Origin of the sequence: Pseudomonas sp. LFM046, assembly GCF_000949385.2 — a bacterium.
Classification (GTDB): Bacteria; Pseudomonadota; Gammaproteobacteria; order Pseudomonadales; family Pseudomonadaceae; genus Metapseudomonas.
The window spans coordinates 4,197,669-4,215,635 of sequence record NZ_JYKO02000001.1 but is presented as its reverse complement, the minus strand read 5'-3'; the positions used below and the strand labels follow the sequence as shown (position 1 = coordinate 4,215,635).

Genomic DNA, 17,967 nt, shown 5'->3' with positions numbered 1-17,967 from the left:
GCGTTTTTTTGCCCGGACGGGCGCACAATCGCACAGAACACAACAAACAACTGCTCCTCTGAGGGCAGTGAAATCAGCTGTTGCTTAGGAGTGGGCCTCCATGACCGAAAACTTCTGGAAGGACAAATATCCTTCGGGTGTTCCTGCCGAGATCAACCCCGATCAGTACCCCAACGTCCAGGCGGTATTGAAGCAGTCCTGCCAACGCTTTGCCGACAAGCCCGCATTCAGCAACCTGGGCAAGACCTTCACCTACGGTGAGCTCTACGAACTCTCCGGCGCCTTCGCCGCCTTCCTCCAGAACCACACCGACCTCAAGCCCGGCGACCGCATCGCCGTGCAGCTGCCGAACATCCTGCAGTACCCGGTCGTGGTCTTCGGTGCCTTGCGTGCGGGCCTGGTGGTGGTCAACACCAACCCGTTGTACACCGCGCGGGAAATGGAGCACCAGTTCAACGACGCCGGCGCCAAGGCCCTGGTGTGCCTGGCCAACATGGCCCACCTGGCCGAGGAAGTGCTGCCCAAGACGGGCGTGAAGCACGTCATCGTCACCGAAGTGGGCGACCTGCTGCCCACCTTCAAGCGCCTGCTGGTCAATGCCGTGATCAAGCATGTGAAGAAGATGGTGCCGCCGTTCAGCCTGCCCCAGGCGGTCAAGCTCAACGATGCCCTGGCCAAGGGCCGTGGCCGTGCCGTGAACGAAGCCAGCCCGCAGAGCGGCGACATCGCCGTGCTGCAGTACACCGGCGGCACCACCGGCGTGGCCAAGGGCGCCATGCTGACCCACCGCAACCTGGTGGCCAACATGCTTCAGGTGAAGGCCCTGATGGGCGCCAACATGGTTGAGGGCAAAGAGATCCTCATCGCCCCGCTGCCGCTCTATCACATCTACGCCTTCACCTTCCATTGCATGGCGATGATGCTGGTCGGCGGCCACAACGTCCTGATCAGCAACCCGCGCGACCTGCCGGCCATGACCAAGGAACTGGCGAAGTACAAGTTCACCGGTTTCGTCGGCCTCAATACCCTGTTCGTCGCCCTGTGCAACAACGAGGACTTCCGCAAGCTGGACTTCTCCTCGCTGAAGGCGACGTTCTCCGGTGGCATGGCATTGCAGCAGGCCACGGCCGAGCGCTGGAAGGAGGTCACCGGCTGCGAAATCTGCGAAGGCTATGGCATGACCGAGACCAGCCCGGTCGTGTCGGTGAATATCTTCGAGAACAACCAGATCGGCACCATCGGTATTCCGGTACCGTCCACCCAGTGCAAGGTGGTGGACGATGCCGGCAATGACGTCGGCCTGGGCGCGCCCGGCGAGCTCTGCGTCAAGGGCCCGCAGGTGATGAAGGGCTACTGGCAGCGCCAGGAAGCCACCGACGAAATCCTCGACGCCGACGGCTGGCTGCGCACCGGTGACATTGCGGTGATCCAGGAAGATGGCTACATGCGCATCGTCGACCGCAAGAAGGACATGATCCTGGTGTCGGGCTTCAACGTGTACCCGAACGAGCTGGAAGACGTGCTGGCAGCCCTGCCGGGCGTGCTGCAGTGCGCCGCCATCGGTGTGCCGGACGAGAAATCCGGCGAGTCCATCAAGATGTTCGTGGTGGTCAAGCCGGGCGCCAGCCTCACCAAGGAGCAGGTGATGGAGCACATGCGCGCCAACGTCACCGGCTACAAGATGCCCCGCGCCGTCGAGTTCCGCGACGCGCTGCCGACCACCAACGTCGGCAAGATCCTGCGCCGCGAACTGAGGGACGAAGAGCTGAAGAAGCTCAAGGCCAAGCAGGAGAAGGCCCAGGCCTGATCCCGCCCCGCAACTGACAAGGCCCCGCACTCGCGGGGCCTTGTCGTTTCCGGAGGAAGATTGTTGGAGCGAATTCATTCGCGAAAAGGGTGATGTGGCGCCCTCGGCGGGACAGCCCCGTAGGATGGGTTGAGGCACGAAACCCATGCGGACCATGGTTGATGGGTTTCGCAAGCTCGCGGAACGCCGCCCGACCCATCCTACGAAATGCGCCGCCCTTGGCGAATGAATTCGCGCCCCACAGGCCCGAGCCCTCGCCGGGGGAAATCTGCGACAATTCCGCCCTTGCCGAAAACGACAGCAGAATCAGCGGACCCGATGAGCGAGCAATCCCCCAGCCCCGAACAACTCCTGCAACGCCTCGACCAGGCCATGGGCGCCGACCGCCATCGCCTGCGCCGGCAGCTCCATGAGCTGCGCAAGCACCCCGATGACGCCAAGCTGGCGCAGTGGGCCGAGCGCTTCCAGGCTTCCGTGTCGCGGGTGGAGGCGCGGCGTACCAGCGTGCCGGTGATGCGCTACGACGATGCCCTGCCCATCGCCGCCAAGCGCGACGAGATCAAGGCGGCGCTGGCAAAGCACCAGGTACTGGTGATCGCCGGTGAGACCGGCTCGGGCAAGACCACGCAGTTGCCGAAGATCTGCCTGGAAATCGGCCGTGGCGCCCACGGCCTGATCGGCCATACCCAGCCGCGCCGGCTGGCGGCCCGCAGCGTAGCGACCCGCGTGGCGGAAGAGATCGGCAGCCCGTTGGGCGAGCTGGTGGGTTATCAGGTGCGCTTCGAGGACCAGTCCAACGAACGCAGCCTGATCAAGCTGATGACCGACGGCATCCTGCTGGCGGAAACCCAGCACGACCGCTTCCTCGAACGCTACGACACCCTCATTGTCGACGAGGCCCACGAGCGGAGCCTGAACATCGACTTCCTGCTGGGTTACCTGAAAACCCTGCTGCCGCGCCGTCCCGACCTCAAGCTGATCATCACCTCGGCCACCATCGATCTGGAGCGCTTCTCGAAGCACTTCGGGGACGCCCCGATCATCGAAGTCTCTGGCCGCACCTACCCGGTGGACACCTGGTACCGGCCGCTCGCCGCCGAAGTGGACGAAGACGGCGAGGCGCTGTTCGACGACCTCTCCGTGGACCAGGGCATCCTTCGCGCGCTGGACGAGATCACTGCCCACGAGCGCGATGTGGGCAAGCGGCCCGGCGACGTGCTGGTGTTCCTGCCGGGCGAGCGGGAAATCCGTGACTGCGCCGAGGTGCTGCGCAAGGCCAATCTGCGCCACACCGAGGTGCTGCCGCTCTATGCGCGTCTGACCCCGGCGGAGCAGCAGAAGATTTTCCAGCCCATGCCCGGGCGCAAGATCGTGCTGGCCACCAACGTGGCGGAAACCTCCCTCACCGTGCCGGGCATTCGCTACGTGATCGACAGCGGCACCGCGCGCATCAGCCGCTACAGCTACCGCGCCAAGGTTCAGCGCCTGCCGGTGGAAGCCGTGTCCCAGGCCAGCGCCAACCAGCGCAAGGGCCGTTGCGGCCGTGTGGAGCCGGGCATCTGCGTACGCCTGTACAGCGAGGAGGATTTCCTCGCGCGCCCGGCCTTTACCGACCCGGAGATCCTGCGCACCAACCTGGCGGCGGTGATCCTGCAGATGCTCCATCTGCGCCTGGGCGACATCGAGGCGTTCCCCTTTATCGAGCCGCCGGATGGCAAGGCCATCAAGGACGGCTTCACCCTGCTGCAAGAACTCTCGGCGGTGAACCGCGAGGGCCAGCTCACCCCCATCGGTCGCCAACTGGCGCGTCTGCCCATCGACCCGCGCCTGGGCCGCATGGTGCTGGAAGGCGCCCGCCAGGGCAGCCTCGACGAAGTGCTGGTGGTCGCCGCCGCACTCTCGGTGCAGGACCCGCGTGAACGCCCGATCGAACGCCAGCAGGCGGCCGACCAGGCCCACGCGCAGTGGAAGGATGTGGACTCCGACTTCGCCGCGCTGATCAACCTGTGGCGCGGCTTCGAGGAACAGCGCCAGGCGCTGGGCTCCAACGCCCTGCGCAACTGGTGCCGGAAGAGCTTCCTCAACTACCTGCGCCTGCGCGAGTGGCGCGATGCACACCGCCAACTGGTACTGATCTGCCGCGAACTGAAGCTCTTCCCCGAATCCGGCAAATCCAAATCCCCCGTAGGAGGGGTGGAGCGCAGCGATTCCCATGCTGCTACCAGTGATGCCAAGGCGAGGCAGTCTGCACAGTCCGCCACCGCCAAGGCCGAACAGCAACAGCGCAGCATCGACTACGCCAAGGTGCACAAGGCCATCCTCTGCGGCCTCCTCAGCCAGATCGGCCAGAAGACCGAGGAGGGCGACTACCTCGGGGCCCGCCAGCGCCGCTTCTGGATTCACCCGGGCACCGCCATCGCCAAGAAACGTCCGCAGTGGGTGATGACCGCCGAGCTGGTGGAGACCACCAAGCTCTTCGCCCGCATGGTGGCGAAGATCGAGCCGGACTGGCTGGAGCCCCTGGCCGGCCACCTGGTGAAGAAGAACCATCTGGAGCCCCACTGGGAGAAGCGCCGTGGTCAGGTGGTGGCCTATGAGCAGATCACCCTCTACGGTCTGATCATCGTCGGCCGCCGCGCCGTTCACTATGGCCCGGTGGACCCGGAAACCTCGCGCGAGCTGTTCATCCGCGAAGGTCTGGTGCGTGGCGAAATCCACAGCAAGGCCAAGTGCCTCACCGCCAACCGCCAGTTGCTGGAGAAGCTCGACGAGCTGGAAGCCAAGGCCCGTCGCCGCGACATCCTGGCCGACGAGGAAACCCTGTTCGCCTATTACGCCGCGCGCTTGCCGGCGGACATCTACCAGACCGCCAGCTTCGAGAAATGGTACGAGCGGGAGCGGGCGACGAACCCGGACCTGCTGATCATGCGCGAGGAAGATGTGCTGGCCCGCGAAGCCAGTGAAGTCACCGCCGCGCAGTACCCGGACAAGCTGCGCCTGGGCGAGCTGGAGCTGCCGCTGTCCTATCACTTCGAGCCGGGCCATCCTCGCGACGGGGTGACCCTGCGCGTGCCGGCGCCGCTGCTGCCACAACTGCCGCCGGAGCGCCTGGAATGGCTGGTGCCGGGCCTGCTGGAGGCCAAGTGCGTGGCCCTGGTGCGCAACCTGCCCAAGGCGATGCGCAAGAACTTCGTGCCGGTGCCGGACTTCGTGAAGGCCGCCCTGGACAAGATCGCCTTTGGCCAGGGTTCCCTGCCGGACTCCCTGGGCCGCGAGCTGACCCGCATGACCGGCGCCCGCGTGCCGGAAGAGGCCTGGGTCGAGGCCGCCGCGCAGCTGGAAAGCCACCTGAAGATGAACCTGGAAGTGGTGGACGCCAGGGGCAAGTTCCTGGGAGAAGGACGCGACCTGGTGGAGATCACCGCTCGCTTCGCCGAAGCCAGCCAGGCCGCCCTGGCCATTCCCCAGGCGCAGCGGGAACAGAAACCGGTGGAAGCCAAGGGCTTCGCCCAGGTGGCGGAGAAGACCCAGCAGAAGGTGGCGGGCCTCTCCATGACCGTCTACCCGGCGCTGGTGGAGGAGGGCGGAACCGTCAAGGAAGGCCGTTTCCCCACCCAGGCCGAGGCCGAATGGCAGCATCGTCGCGCCCTGCAGCGCCTATTGCTGCAGCAACTGGCGGAAACCGCCAAGTTCCTCCGTGGGAAGCTGCCGGGGCTGACTGAGCTGGGCTTGCTCTACCGCGATATGGGACGGGTGGACGCCCTGGTGGAGGACATCCTGCTGGCCAGCCTGGACAGCTGCATCCTCGACGGCGAGGCCAGCCTGCCGCGCGATGGCGCTGCGTTGGCCTCCCTGGCGGAGAAGAAGCGCGGCGCCTGGGCCGAGCACGCCGAGCGCCTGGCCCGCCTGACCCTGGAAGTGCTGAAGCTCTGGCATGGGCTGCAGAAGCGCTTCAAGGGTCGCATCGACCTGGCTCAGGCGGTGGCCCTGAACGATATCAAGGCGCAGTTGGGCAACCTGGTCTATCCGGGTTTCGTCCGGGAGACCCCGGCGGAATGGTTCAAGGAACTGCCGCGCTACCTCAAGGCCATCGAGCAGCGTTTCGACAAGATCGCCGCGCAATTGCAGCGTGATCGCGTCTGGTCGGGTGAGATCGCCGGTTACTGGGAGCAATACCAGGCACGCCTGGCCAAGCACGCCCAGGAAGGCAAGCGCGACCCGGAACTGGTGACCTACCGCTGGATGCTGGAGGAGTACCGCGTCTCGCTGTTCGCCCAGCAGTTGGGCACGCGGATGCCGGTGTCGGACAAGCGATTGAACAAACAGTGGACCCAGGTAGAGGCGTAATGGAAAGCATGAATCCGATGTTCGAAATCCGCCCCATGAGCCCCGAGGCCTACCGCCAGCAGACCCGGCGGATAACCCTGACGATCGCTGCCCTCTTCATCGCCCTGGCGCTGCTGCTGTCCACCTTATGCGTGCAGCTGTTCGGCGCCTCGGGTGGTGACAACTTCCGCTGGAACCTGATGGGCGTGCTGATCGGCCTTGCCCTGACCGTTGCCGTGGTGCGCATCCAGCTCTGGCCGCGCCCCTGGATGGCTCCGGCGGTCTACGGCTGGCAACTCAAACGCAGCCTGATGCGCATCGGCAATGTCATGCACAAGGTCAAGGCCGGCGTGGAAGCGCGCGATCCGGCGGCGATGAAGCTGTTGCGCTTCTATCACCTGGGCCTGACCCAGATGCACCAACTGGATGGCAACCTCTCCGATCTCAGCCAACTGATGCGGGAGATCGACCAGCACCGCGAGGCCATGGAAGCCCAGGGGCTGGAAACCGAGCAGAACCGCCTGGACCCCGCCTGGCTGGACGCGGTGAAGAATCTGTAGGTTGGGTAGAGGAACGAAACCCAACAAGCGAAGTTTCAGGGGCCGCACATGTCGGTCCGGGCCGCCCATCGTTGGAGCTACCGGAGGGTGACGGTCGGCACGCGATGGTGGATGGAAAAAGCGCCATCCACCCTACGTAGCTCGAAATGCCCCTTGTAGGGTGGATCACGCTTCACCGATCCACCGTCGCGGTTGCGCAGTGGCACCGCAGCCGGGCGTTATTGCAGGTGCTTGAGCAGGCGCGCCTGAAGAGATTCCAGCACCTGCGGATCGGCCTTCGTGCTGGCATGGATGCCCAGCGACTCGCCTTCGAAGCGCGGCACGATGTGCATATGAATGTGGAACACGGTCTGGCCCGCCGGGGCGCCGTTGAACTGCGCCACCTGAACGCCAGCCGGCTTGAGTTCGTCCACCAGCACACGGGTCAGGCGCTGCACCACGGCCATCACCTTGGCCAAGGCCTCGGCCTCGATCTCCAGGATGTTGCGCGCGCTGGAACGCTTGGGGATCACCAGCGTGTGGCCGAACGACTGCGGGAAGATATCGAGGAAGGCGAGCACGTCGTCGTCCTCGTAGAGCTTGTAGCTGGGCGCCTCGCCACGAATGATCTGGGCGAAGACGTTCTGCGGATCGTAAGTGCCGTGCAGGCTCATCAAGGGCTCTCCGGTTGCCGAAAGTGAGTCGCGCAACATAGCGCTCTCCGCTTTCGGATTGAATCCCCTGGCGATCAATCACCCGTTTGCCGACGGCTGCGCAGACGGTGAAAAGAAAGTGGCTGAATGGTCGCGATTGGACTATCTATCCACACGGTTTGGGCGCATTTCTGGCCAAAGTCCCCGTCGCCACAGGCAATTTCTGGAGTTACCCTTTGCACCCACCAGTGGCGAATTGCGCACCTGCTTCCTATCGATACGAGGGGCAGAGACGGATGCGATGGCAGGATGCTGCGCCCACCCCGCCCATGCGGGGAAACTCTTTCCCGTCGCCGGCCTGCGAGGCCGGCGGTTGAATGCCTGAACCGGCTGCTCCCGCGAGCGGCCCAATATCGAGAGGATCGACCGTGCACAACGTCGTCATCAGTGGCACCGGCCTGTATACCCCGCCCAACAGCATCTCCAACGAAGAGCTGGTGGCTTCCTTCAATGCCTATGTCCAGGCCTTCAATGCTGAAAACGCCGCCGCCATCGAACGGGGTGAAATCGAAGCGCTGGCCGAGTCCAGCGTGGCCTTCATCGAAAAGGCCTCCGGCATCAAGAGCCGTTTCGTGGTGGATAAAGAAGGCATCCTCGATCCCAAGCGCATGGCGCCGCGCATCCCGGAACGCTCCAACGACGAGTGGGGCATCCTCTGCGAAATGGCCGTGAGCGCTGCGAAGCAGGCCTTGGAACGTGCCGGCAAGACCCCGGCGGACATCGACGGCGTGATCGTCGCCTGCTCCAACCTGCAGCGTGCCTACCCGGCGGTCGCCATCGAAGTGCAGGCCGCCCTTGGCATCAACGGCTTCGGCTACGACATGAACGTCGCCTGCTCCTCGGCCACTTTCGGTATCCAGGCTGCCACCAACGCGGTCCAGACCGGCCAGGCCCGCGCCGTGCTGATGGTCAACCCGGAAATCTGCACCGGCCACCTGAACTTCCGTGACCGCGACAGCCACTTCATCTTCGGCGATGCCGCCACCGCGGTGGTCATCGAGCGCGCCGACCAGGCCACGTCCAAGCACCAGTTCGACGTGGTGGGCACCAAGCTGCTGACCCAGTTCTCCAACAACATCCGCAACAACTTCGGCTTCCTCAACCGTGCCGCGGAAGAGGGCATAGGTGCCCGTGACAAGCTGTTCGTGCAGGAAGGCCGCAAGGTGTTCAAGGACGTCTGCCCGATGGTCGCCGAGCTGATCGCCGCCCACCTGGCCGAGAACAAGCTCAACGTCACCGACGTGAAGCGCTTCTGGCTGCACCAGGCCAACCTCAACATGAACCTGCTGATCGCTCGCAAGCTGCTGGGCCGTGACGCCGAGTCCCATGAGGCGCCGGTGATCCTCGACACCTACGCCAACACCAGCTCCGCTGGCTCGGTGATCGCTTTCCACAAGCACCAGGACGACCTGCCCAGCGGCGCGCTGGGTGTGCTCAGCTCCTTCGGTGCCGGCTACTCCATCGGCAGCGTGATTCTGCGCAAACGCTGATGAGCCTACCGGCCGACGCGGACCTGCTACCCCGGCTGCTGGCCGGGGATCAGGGCGCCTTTCGCGAGCTGATCGGCGCCTATCAGGGCGCCATGCGCGCGGTGGCCTACGCCATCGTCGGCCACCGCAATGCCGACGAAGTGGTGCAGGACGCCTGGCTGGCCGTGGTGCGCAACCTGGACGGCTTCCAGCAGCGCTCCAGCCTCAAGACCTGGATTCTGACCATCGTCGCCAACACCGCCCGCAGTCGCCTCAGGCAGAACCGCCGCGAAGTGTTGCTCGACGATCTCCCCGGACCCCACGGTTCCGTCGGGGATGAGCGATTTGCCGAGGACGGCCACTGGGTCGGCAATCTTCCCGCCTGGCACGAGGACTCGCCCGAAGCGCTGCTCGCCGAGGACGAACTGCGCGAGTGCCTGGAAAAGACCTTGCTGAGCCTCTCGGACACGCAGCGCAGTGTGCTGCTGCTGCGTGAGTGCCAGGGCCTGGAGTTGGAGGAGATCTGTAATTTATTGGATGTCTCGCTCTCCAATGTCCGGGTGCTGCTGCATCGCGCACGCCTGAAACTGTTCGCCACGCTGGAACACTTCGAGGAGACAGGCCAATGCTGAATTGCAAGGAACTGGTTGCCCGTTCCAGCGATCTCCTCGACGGCACGCTGAGCTTCCGTGAGCGCATGGCGCTGCGCCGCCACCTGATGCTCTGCCGCAACTGCCGGCGCTTCATCAAACAGATGAAACTCACCCAGGCGGTGATCCGTCACCTGCCGGATCTGCAAGGGGGCGAAGTCGAGGGTCTGGCGGCTCATCTGGCGCAAAAACGACGCGAATCCCTCTGAGTCCAATCCCTGCTTTACCCCGGCGGTAGTCGCGATATGTGAAATCCGCAAGCCGGTTTTTTTCTTCCCCTCGATCCTGAAAATTCCCCAAATAACGGCTGAAAAGCCCGTCCTAGAGCGTCGCGTGCCTTATAAATATTCGAAGTAAAAAAGTTCCTTTGTCACAAAATATTTATATAGGAGCAACCGAGCTGAAATAACCGGTCGCCAAGATTCCCCACCAGCACCGACGAGCCCACCGCTCGAGTGTTTTCTAACGCTAAAGACCAATAGGGGAATTCTTCGATGATCCGTAAGCACTTCGCCGGTTTTGCCGCCAGCGCCATGGCCCTGGCCATTTCCGCCCAGGCTTTCGCCGGTACCGTTACCACCGACGGCGCCGATATCGTCGTCAAGACCAAAGGCGGCCTTGAAGTTGGCACCACCGACAAGGCTTTCAGCTTCAAGCTGGGTGGCCGTCTCCAGGCTGACTACAGCCGTTTCGACGGCTTCTATACCGTGAACGGCGACACCGCCGACGCCGGTTACTTCCGTCGCGCATTCCTGGAGATCGGCGGTATCGCCTTCTCCGACTGGGCTTACCAGGTCAACTACGACTTCTCCCACAACGCCGGTGGCGACAACCGTGGCGGCAGCAACGGCGACGCCAACGGTGACGGCTACTTCGACGAAGCGTCCATCTCCTACATCGGCTTCCAGCCGGTTGTCATCAAGATGGGCCGTTTCGACCCCGATTTCGGTCTGGAAAAGGCCACCAGCTCCAAGTGGGTAACTGCCCAGGAGCGTACCGCTGCCTATGACCTGGCCGACTACGTGAACGCCCACAACGGCGGCATGGGCGTACAGGTTTCCGGCACCGTGGGTGCTTCTCTGTACGGTTCGGCTGGCATCACCGCCAACGACGCCACCAACCAGGAAAAAGACGGCGACAGCGTCAAGCAGTTCAACGCCCGCGGTGTGTTCGCCCCCATGCACGAAGCCGGCAACGTCCTGCACTTCGGCGTGAACTACGCCCAGCGCGACCTGTCCGACACCGCTTTCGACGGCCGTATCCGCAGCCGCCTGGGCATCCGCGGCGTGAGCACCGACGGTGGTCAGGACGCTGGCACCAACGGCAACCGCCTGGTCCTGGCCGGTGCCAACAACACCCCGGCTGGCGCGTTCGACAACGACAGCACCTGGGGCCTGGAAGCCGCCTTCGCCGCTGGTCCGTTCTCCATCCAGAGCGAATACCTGAAGCGTCAGGTGGAAGCCAAGGCTGCCAACCGCGAAGACATCGATGCCGACGGCTACTACGTGCAGCTGGCCTACACCCTGACCGGCGAAGCCCGTGACTACAAACTCGGCAAGTTCGACAAGATCAAGCCGTCCAACAACCGCATCGGCGCCTGGGAAGTGTTCTACCGCTTCGACAACATCAGCGCTGAAGACGACAACGGCGCCTTCGCCAACATCGACGACGTCGAAGCCAAGGTCCACAACTTCGGTGTGAACTGGTACGCCAACGAAGCGGTCAAGCTGAGCGGCTACTACGTCAAGGCCAACGTCGACAACGCCGAGAACGCCAACGGCGACGACTCCGGCGACGGCATGGTCTTCCGCGCCCAGTACGTGTTCTAAGACGACGAAACGTTCTGCTCCTTTAGTTTCAGCCCCGCCAATCTGGCGGGGCTTTTTTATGGGGCGACGGAACGTCTCGATCGGGCGTCCGGGCGGAGCGCCCTCAGCCCGGATTCACGCCTTCCCATACTCCCGGCTTACATGTGCCACTCGGGTGCGAAACGCCTGGTACCACTCCTCTCGCCCGCGCCGCTGTGCTTCCCGATGTTCGGCCTGGGCGCGCCAGCTGCGGATGGCCTCCTCGCTGCTCCAGTAGGACACGGTAATCCCCAATCCATCGGCGCCACGGGCGGACTCCACACCGAGAAAGCCCGGCTGGTCGCGGGCCAGTTCCAGCATGCGGCCGGCGGTTTCGGCGTAGTCCTGTTCGGACTCGCTGCGCAGGGAGGTGAAGATCACCGCGTAATAGGGCGGTTCAGGCGTGCGGGCGATCATCGGGCTTCATCCCGGCAGGCATTGACGAAGGCGGCTACCAGCGGCGGCAGGCGGCCGATCAGGGCGGCGCGCTCCGGCTGGAACAGCGTGGCGACGAAGAAGGGATGGTCGTCCAGCTCCACCGCTCGCGCCGTGCCGCTGGCGTCGGTGGCGGCCACTTGCAGCGGCCCTTGGGTGAGCTGTTCGCGGAAGGCCGGGTTGAGGCCGTAACCGCAGTGATAGCCCTCGAAGGCTTCGTCAGCGCCATAGGCATTGGCCAGGCGCGAGCCGGGGCGCAATTGCACCCGCTCCAGGGTTTCCCTGAGGGCGCAGGGCAGGGGACTGATCACCGCGCGCGGCGCGTCCGGGGTGGTTTCGGCATGTTCGGCGTCGGCCCAGCCGAGCACGTTGCGCGCGTGCTCCAGCAACGCATGCTGGAAGCCGCCGCAGGTGCCGAGGAAGGGCAGGGCGTTGCGGCGGGCGTGGGCGATGGCCGAAAGGGCGCCTTCGGTATCGCGGTAGGGGCTGCCGGGGACGCACCAGAGGCCGTGGAAATCTTCCAGCGGGGTGTCGGCGATGCGGTCGGTCGCCAGCCAGACGGCTTCCAGCGCCAGGCCAGTGGCGCTCGACGCCAGGTCCAGGGCGCGGGGAATGGCGCGGTGCGCGGTGATGCTGTCGTCCCTGTCGCCCACCAGGGCGATGCGCAGGTGCCGGGGATGCTTCATGTCCTGTCCTCCCAAGGGAGCGCGTCTTGCGCCCGTTCAGGCGGACTATATAGTTGCGATCGGGCAATCAATATTGGCGATCAGGCAAGGCAGGTTTGCAATGACGCAATACAGCATCGACCACGCGGACCTCGCCCTGGTGCTGGCATTGGTGCGTGGCGGCACCCTGGCGCGGGCGGCCGAACTGCTCAAGGTGGACGTGTCCACCGTATTCCGATCCCTGCGCCGCCTGGAACAGGCCCTGGGCAGCGTGCTGTTCGAGAAGAGTCGCGCCGGCTACCTGCCCAATGCCGCGGCGCAGCTGCTGGCGCAGCAGGCCGAACTGGCGGAGAGGGCGCTGGATGCCGCGCGCCTGGGGCTGGAGCAAGGCCGCGAGGCGGTCAGCGGCACCCTGCGCCTGACCTGCACCGACGCCGTGCTCCAGGGGCTGCTGCTACCGGCCCTGGCGCGCTTCATGCCGGCCTACCCGGCGCTGGAACTGGAGCTGACCACCTCCAACGACTTCGCCAACCTCAGCCGTCGCGATGCCGATATCGCCCTGCGCCTGACCACCGCGCCCCCGGGCCACTTGGTGGGCCGTTGCCTGGGCCGCGTACCCTACGTGCTGTGCGCGTCGGAGGCGTACCTGTCGCGAGAAGCCGGTGACGATCCGGCGCGGATGACCTGGATCGCTCCGGACGACTTCCTGCCCAACCAATCCAGCGTGGTCTGGCGCCGCCAACGCTATCCCGAAGCGCAGCCCGCCTATCGCTGCAACAGCATGTTCTCGGTGGCCCAACTGGTGCGCGCCGGCCTGGGTGTGGCGGCCTTGCCGGAATTCCTGGTGAAAGGCGATGAAAGGTTGCGTGTGCTGGAGACGGACCTGACCGGCTGCGCCAGCGCCCTCTGGCTGCTGACCCGGCCGGACTGCCGCGCCCTGCGCTCCGTCACCACCCTGTTCGAGGAGCTGGCGCGGCATATCAGGCTGCCGGACGCGGCAACGCAGAGCGACTAACCTTGTTCTTGCCGTCCTGCCGATTCGCCGGTCCAACCTGCCTGCAAGCCCCTGGAGCGCGCCATGCTCAAAGCCATCTTTGCCATCCTTATCGTCGCGTGCGTCGGTGTGCTGGGATACGCCGCGATCAGCCCGGATCACTTCCGCATCGAACGTACGGCCCACATCGCCGCACCGCCGGACAAGGTCTTTCCGCTCATCAACGACTTCCATCAATGGACCGCCTGGTCGCCCTGGGAAAAGATCGACCCGGCCCTGAAGCGTGAATACAGCGGTCCGGCCCAGGGCGTGGGCTCTACCTACGCCTGGAAGGGCAACAATGAGGTGGGCACCGGCAGCATGGAGATCACCAAGAGCGAGCCGGCCTCGAAGGTGGAGATCAAACTGGACTTCCAGATGCCCTTCGAAGCGCACAACACCGCCGAATTCCTCCTCCAGCCCCACGAGGGCGGAACCCAGGTGACCTGGGCCATGTACGGGCCTTCCCCCTACACCCACCGGCTGATGCAGGTGTTCTTCGACATGGATGACATGGTGGGCGGCAAGTTCGACCAGGGTCTGAACAACCTGAAGGCCGCCGCCGAGAAATAGTCCTACCCCCGCCGACCCGTCGACTACCCTGAATCCTTCCCGTGGGGCGCGAGTGAATTCGCGCCCCACGGGGCAGTCCATTCCATTGCGAGCCAGAAAATTTCGGCGGCCCTGTCGATTCCCCCGTCAGCGGATCGACAAAAGGGTGTCAGTACCCCAAGCCACCCGAGGAACCCATCATGAAATACCTGTGCCTGATCTATATCGAAGAGGCCAAGCTGGCCAGCCTGACCGATGCCGACTACCAGGCCATCGCCGGCGAGTGCCTGGAATACACCACGCAGCTCACCGCAAGTGGTCATTACCTGGCGTCCAACGCCCTGGAGTCGGTGGGCACCGCCACCACCCTGCGTATTCAGGGCGGGCGGGTCTCCATGACCGACGGGCCTTTCGCGGAAACCAAGGAGCAGTTGGGCGGCTTCTACCTGATCGAAGCCCGCGACCTCAACGAAGCCATCCAGATCGCCTCCAAGATCCCGCCGGCACGCCTGGGCTGCATCGAGGTCCGGCCAGTCCGCGAACCGGAAATGCGGCCGAACATCCAGCCGCTTGGCGTGGCCTCGTGACAGGGCGGCGCGCCTGATGGACGAGGTCGCGCTGCGCCAGCGGGTCGAGGCGATCTACCGCAGCGACTCGCGCCGGGTGCTCGCCACCCTGATCCGTCTGCTGGGGGATTTCGACCTGGCCGAGGAAGCCCTGCACGACGCGTTCATCGCCGCCGTGCAGCAATGGCCGCGGGATGGTATCCCCGCCAACCCGCGTGCCTGGCTGGTCTCGGCCGGGCGCTTCAAGGCCATCGACAGCCTGCGCCGACGGTCGCGCTTCGACGCCTCCAAGAGTCAGCTGGTGGAGGAGCTGGAAGAGGCCGCCAGTGCCTTCGAGGAGGGCGAGGACGTGGAGGATGACCGCCTGCGGCTGATCTTCACCTGTTGCCACCCGGCGCTGCCCGCCGACGCCCAGGTGCCTTTGACCTTGCGCGAGGTCTGCGACCTGAAGACCGAGGAAATCGCCCGGGCCTTCCTCAGCAGCCCGTCCACCATCGCCCAGCGCATCGTCCGCGCCAAGGCGAAGATCCGCGACGCACGCATTCCCTACCAGGTGCCGGCCATGGCCGAGCTGCCGGAGCGCCTGGATAACGTCCTGCGGGTCATCTACCTGGTGTTCAACGAGGGTTATTCGGCGTCCTCGGGGGACTCCCTGACCCGTACCGATCTCTCCGTCGAGGCCATCCGGCTGGCGCGCCTGCTCCTGGAACTGCTGCCCGACCCGGAAGTGATGGGCCTGCTGGCCCTGATGCTGCTGCACGACTCGCGCCGCGCGGCCCGCGCCAGCGCCGATGGAGAGCTGATACTGCTGGATGACCAGGACCGCTCCCTGTGGGACCGGGCGCAGATCGCCGAAGGCCTGTCGCTGGTGACCCGGGCCCTGGCCGGCCGACGTGTTGGCGTCTACGTGCTACAGGCTGCCATCGCCGCCGTGCATGCCCAGGCGCCGGACGCATCGCGCACCGACTGGGGCCAGATCGTCGGCCTCTACGATGTGCTGCAACGTCTGGTGCAGTCGCCGGTGGTGGCACTGAACCGTGCCGTGGCCATCGCCATGCGGGACGGACCGGCAGCGGGGCTGGTGGAAGTGGATGCCCTGCTGGAAACCGGCGACCTGCGGGACTACCACCTGGCGCACGCGGCCCGCGCCGACCTCTGCCGGCGCCTTGGGCGCAAGGAGGACGCACGTGCGGCCTATCGCAGTGCCCTGGCGCTGGTTCGCCAGGAGCCTGAGCGGCGTTTCATCGAGATGCGCCTGCGCGAGCTGGAAGACTGAACGGGCCGTTGGTCGGTCCTGAGATGGGCCAGGTCGAAGACCGGCAGCGGCGTACGACAATAGATGAACCCGTCGGCCTGCAGCCGGGCGGAATCCTTTCCTGGAACAAGGAGACGCACCATGAGCAGTGAAACCCTCAAGGCCACCGCCGAGCTGGACGTGCACGAAGCCTTCAACCAGTGGCTCAAGGCCGCCCGTGCCAAGGACATCGACGGCATCGTGGCGCGCTATGCGGACGACGTGATCGCCTACGACGCCATCCTCCAGCTGCAGTTCAAGGGCATTCAGGCCTACGGCCAGCACTGGCGCTACTGCATGGAAATGTGCAGCGGCGACCACATCTTCGAACCGGCCGACCCGACCATCCATGCCGACGGCAACGTGGCTTTCCTGCATTGCCTGATCCGCTGCGGCGGCGAACATGACGGCCAGGTACAGACCAGCTGGATGCGCGGCACCCAGTGCTACGTCAAGCGCGGCGGGCAGTGGAAGATCATCCACGAACACTTCTCCGCGCCCTTCGACATGGAAACCACCAAGGCCCTGTTCGACCTCCAGCCCTGACCCCCGGCGCTTGGCTGATCGTAGGGTGTGCCCACCGAAACACCGTGCGGAGATTTCGGTGCGCACAGCGCACCCTACGGGGAGAGGGCAGCCAGCCCCACTCAAGACCCGACGCCCATCAACTGGCCAGTTGCAACTCCGGCTGCCGGTGCAGGTCCTGCAACCAGTTGCGGTAGAGCGCGGCGATCAGGTCGCTCTGGCTGACGATGCCCACCACCCGTCCGCCATCATCCAGCACCGGCAGGCAGTGCAGTCCCTGATCGGAGAGCAGCGACACCAGCTCCACCACCGGCGTATCCACCGTCACGCAGCGCACCGGGCGGGTCATCAGCCGGGACACCGGCGCCTCGCGGCGGGCGCGGAAGCGGTCGGCCAGGCTGCGTGAAGCGGTATTGGCGGCGTGGCCGAGCAGGTCAGAGAGGGTCAGGATGCCCACCAGCCGCTGCTGGTCGTCGAGCACCGGCAGGGCCTTCAGGTGATGGCGGTCGAGCAGCCTCCAGGCGTCGCTCACCGGCGCCTGGGGACCGACCGTGCGCAGGTCGCGGGACATGATCCGCGCGGCCCGCAGGTCGCCCATGGTGCGGCGCAGGGCATGCTTCTCGGTGAGCTGGAGCAGGCGCTGCAAGTCGTCGCGGGTGACGTCGACGAAGCTGCCGAATTCCGCCAGTGCATGGTCCAGGTCCACTTCGGCGATGCCGTTGCGCTCGCCGGGTAGCGGGTCGGCGGTCAGGTGGGGTCCACTGGCGGGATGGGCCACCTTGCGTGGGTAGGGAATGCCGCTGAGGTTGTTGAACAGCAGGGCGGTACTCACCAGCAGCAGCGAACCGAGCGCTACCGGCAGCAGCAGGTGCCAGCCCATTGCCGCGACGATCGGTCCGCCCAGGGCCGCGCCCAGGGCCACGGCACAGCTCGGCGGGTGCAGGCAGCGCAGGGCCTGCATCGCGACGAGCGCCAGGCCAAAGGCCAGCGCAGCGGCCGCCAGCGGCGGTAGCCCCCACTGGCCCACGAACAGGCCGATGGCGGCCGCCAGCACATTGCCGGCCACCACGGGCCAAGGCTGCGCCACGGGGCTTGAAGTCACAGCGAACAGCAGCACCGACGAGGCAGCGAAGGGGGCAGCCAGGCGCAGGGCCGGTTCAGCACCGAACAGATGGAGGCAGGCCAGGGTGGCCAGGGCGACGGCGATGCTGCCGCCAATGGCGGCGCGCACCCACTGCCGGGGTGGGGCGTTGCTCGCATCCGGCAGCAGACGCTGCAGCCAGAGGCGCAGAGGGTTCTGGGGCATGGTCATGACACTGGGCAGTTGTAAAAGGGGAGGCCGCCAGGTGCTGTGCGAAAACCGCCGTGGCTCGGTGATTTTTCGTACAGCGCCTGGGACCCCTCAATCCCACCGGAGTGGGGGCCTCCTTCCCTGGAGATGGAAACGTCTATTTCTCGCGCACGGTTCCTCGGGAGGCCTGCCTGGGCAGGCCCCGGCCGGGCCGGGCGTCGGGGATGGGCGAATCCTAAGGGGCGAGAAAATAGA

16 protein-coding genes are annotated in these 17,967 nt (G+C 65.4%); 12 read left to right on the top strand and 4 right to left on the bottom strand.

The window, feature by feature from the left end; genetic code table 11:
• The first annotated feature begins 100 nt into the window (after positions 1-100).
• The 3 genes from fadD1 to TQ98_RS19370 all read left to right on the top strand — a co-directional run bounded on the left by fadD1 (position 101) and on the right by TQ98_RS19370 (position 6,693).
• Positions 101-1,807 carry a long-chain-fatty-acid--CoA ligase FadD1 gene (fadD1, locus tag TQ98_RS19380; RefSeq protein WP_044870520.1) on the top strand — a complete coding sequence of 569 codons (1,707 nt, stop codon included), beginning with the start codon at positions 101-103 and terminating at the stop codon, positions 1,805-1,807.
• Positions 1,808-2,125: 318 nt separating this feature from the next.
• Positions 2,126-6,154, top strand: a complete 4,029-nt coding sequence (gene hrpA / locus TQ98_RS19375; RefSeq protein ID WP_044870519.1) for an ATP-dependent RNA helicase HrpA — start codon at positions 2,126-2,128, stop codon at positions 6,152-6,154.
• A 17-nt stretch (positions 6,155-6,171) separates the two neighbouring features.
• Positions 6,172-6,693: a DUF3087 domain-containing protein gene (locus TQ98_RS19370; protein WP_044870691.1), complete on the top strand. Its 522-nt coding sequence runs from the start codon at positions 6,172-6,174 to the stop codon at positions 6,691-6,693.
• 218 nt (positions 6,694-6,911) lie between these two features.
• On the opposite strand, the gene TQ98_RS19365 is transcribed toward TQ98_RS19370, so the two are convergent.
• Positions 6,912-7,346, bottom strand: a complete 435-nt coding sequence (locus tag TQ98_RS19365; RefSeq protein ID WP_044870518.1) for an HIT family protein — start codon at positions 7,344-7,346, stop codon at positions 6,912-6,914.
• Between the two features lie 407 nt (positions 7,347-7,753).
• Between TQ98_RS19365 and TQ98_RS19360 the strand changes: the two genes are divergently transcribed.
• From TQ98_RS19360 to TQ98_RS19345, 4 genes are all read left to right on the top strand, one after another.
• Positions 7,754-8,875, top strand: coding sequence for a beta-ketoacyl-ACP synthase III (locus TQ98_RS19360; protein WP_044870517.1), 1,122 nt, complete (start codon positions 7,754-7,756; stop codon positions 8,873-8,875).
• Positions 8,875-9,486, top strand: coding sequence for an RNA polymerase sigma factor (locus TQ98_RS19355; RefSeq protein WP_044870516.1), 612 nt, complete (start codon positions 8,875-8,877; stop codon positions 9,484-9,486). Before TQ98_RS19360 ends, TQ98_RS19355 begins: the two co-directional genes overlap by 1 nt.
• Positions 9,480-9,713, top strand: coding sequence for a zf-HC2 domain-containing protein (locus tag TQ98_RS19350; protein ID WP_044870515.1), 234 nt, complete (start codon positions 9,480-9,482; stop codon positions 9,711-9,713). The genes TQ98_RS19355 and TQ98_RS19350 overlap by 7 nt, the downstream gene beginning before the upstream one ends.
• A gap of 285 nt (positions 9,714-9,998) precedes the next feature.
• Positions 9,999-11,333 (top strand): porin, encoded by a 1,335-nt coding sequence (locus tag TQ98_RS19345; RefSeq protein ID WP_044870514.1) that lies wholly within the window; start codon positions 9,999-10,001, stop codon positions 11,331-11,333.
• 114 nt (positions 11,334-11,447) lie between these two features.
• On the opposite strand, the gene TQ98_RS19340 is transcribed toward TQ98_RS19345, so the two are convergent.
• Both TQ98_RS19340 and TQ98_RS19335 read right to left on the bottom strand, forming a co-directional pair.
• Positions 11,448-11,768, bottom strand: a complete 321-nt coding sequence (locus TQ98_RS19340) for an antibiotic biosynthesis monooxygenase (protein WP_044870513.1) — start codon at positions 11,766-11,768, stop codon at positions 11,448-11,450.
• Positions 11,765-12,472: a CTP synthase gene (locus TQ98_RS19335; protein WP_044870512.1), complete on the bottom strand. Its 708-nt coding sequence runs from the start codon at positions 12,470-12,472 to the stop codon at positions 11,765-11,767. Before TQ98_RS19335 ends, TQ98_RS19340 begins: the two co-directional genes overlap by 4 nt.
• 100 nt (positions 12,473-12,572) lie before the next feature.
• Here TQ98_RS19335 and TQ98_RS19330 point away from each other — a divergent pair, with 100 nt between their 5' ends.
• The 5 genes from TQ98_RS19330 to TQ98_RS19310 all read left to right on the top strand — a co-directional run bounded on the left by TQ98_RS19330 (position 12,573) and on the right by TQ98_RS19310 (position 16,442).
• Entirely contained in the window at positions 12,573-13,466 is an 894-nt protein-coding gene (locus tag TQ98_RS19330; protein ID WP_044870511.1) for a LysR family transcriptional regulator, read from the top strand.
• A gap of 63 nt (positions 13,467-13,529) precedes the next feature.
• Complete coding sequence (locus TQ98_RS19325; RefSeq protein ID WP_044870510.1) at positions 13,530-14,057, top strand: SRPBCC family protein; 528 nt, start codon at positions 13,530-13,532, stop codon at positions 14,055-14,057.
• Positions 14,058-14,236: 179 nt separating this feature from the next.
• On the top strand, positions 14,237-14,623 hold the full coding sequence (locus TQ98_RS19320) for a YciI family protein (protein ID WP_044870509.1): 387 nt from the start codon (positions 14,237-14,239) through the stop codon (positions 14,621-14,623).
• Positions 14,624-14,654: 31 nt separating this feature from the next.
• Positions 14,655-15,878 (top strand): RNA polymerase sigma factor, encoded by a 1,224-nt coding sequence (locus tag TQ98_RS19315; protein WP_103103160.1) that lies wholly within the window; start codon positions 14,655-14,657, stop codon positions 15,876-15,878.
• Between the two features lie 120 nt (positions 15,879-15,998).
• The gene (locus TQ98_RS19310; protein ID WP_044870507.1) at positions 15,999-16,442 is read left to right on the top strand and encodes a nuclear transport factor 2 family protein; all 444 of its coding nucleotides are present in this window, start codon (positions 15,999-16,001) and stop codon (positions 16,440-16,442) included.
• A 118-nt stretch (positions 16,443-16,560) separates the two neighbouring features.
• Here TQ98_RS19310 and TQ98_RS19305 read toward each other — a convergent pair whose 3' ends face one another.
• Complete coding sequence (locus TQ98_RS19305) at positions 16,561-17,727, bottom strand: HPP family protein (protein ID WP_044870690.1); 1,167 nt, start codon at positions 17,725-17,727, stop codon at positions 16,561-16,563.
• Positions 17,728-17,967: the final 240 nt, after the last annotated feature.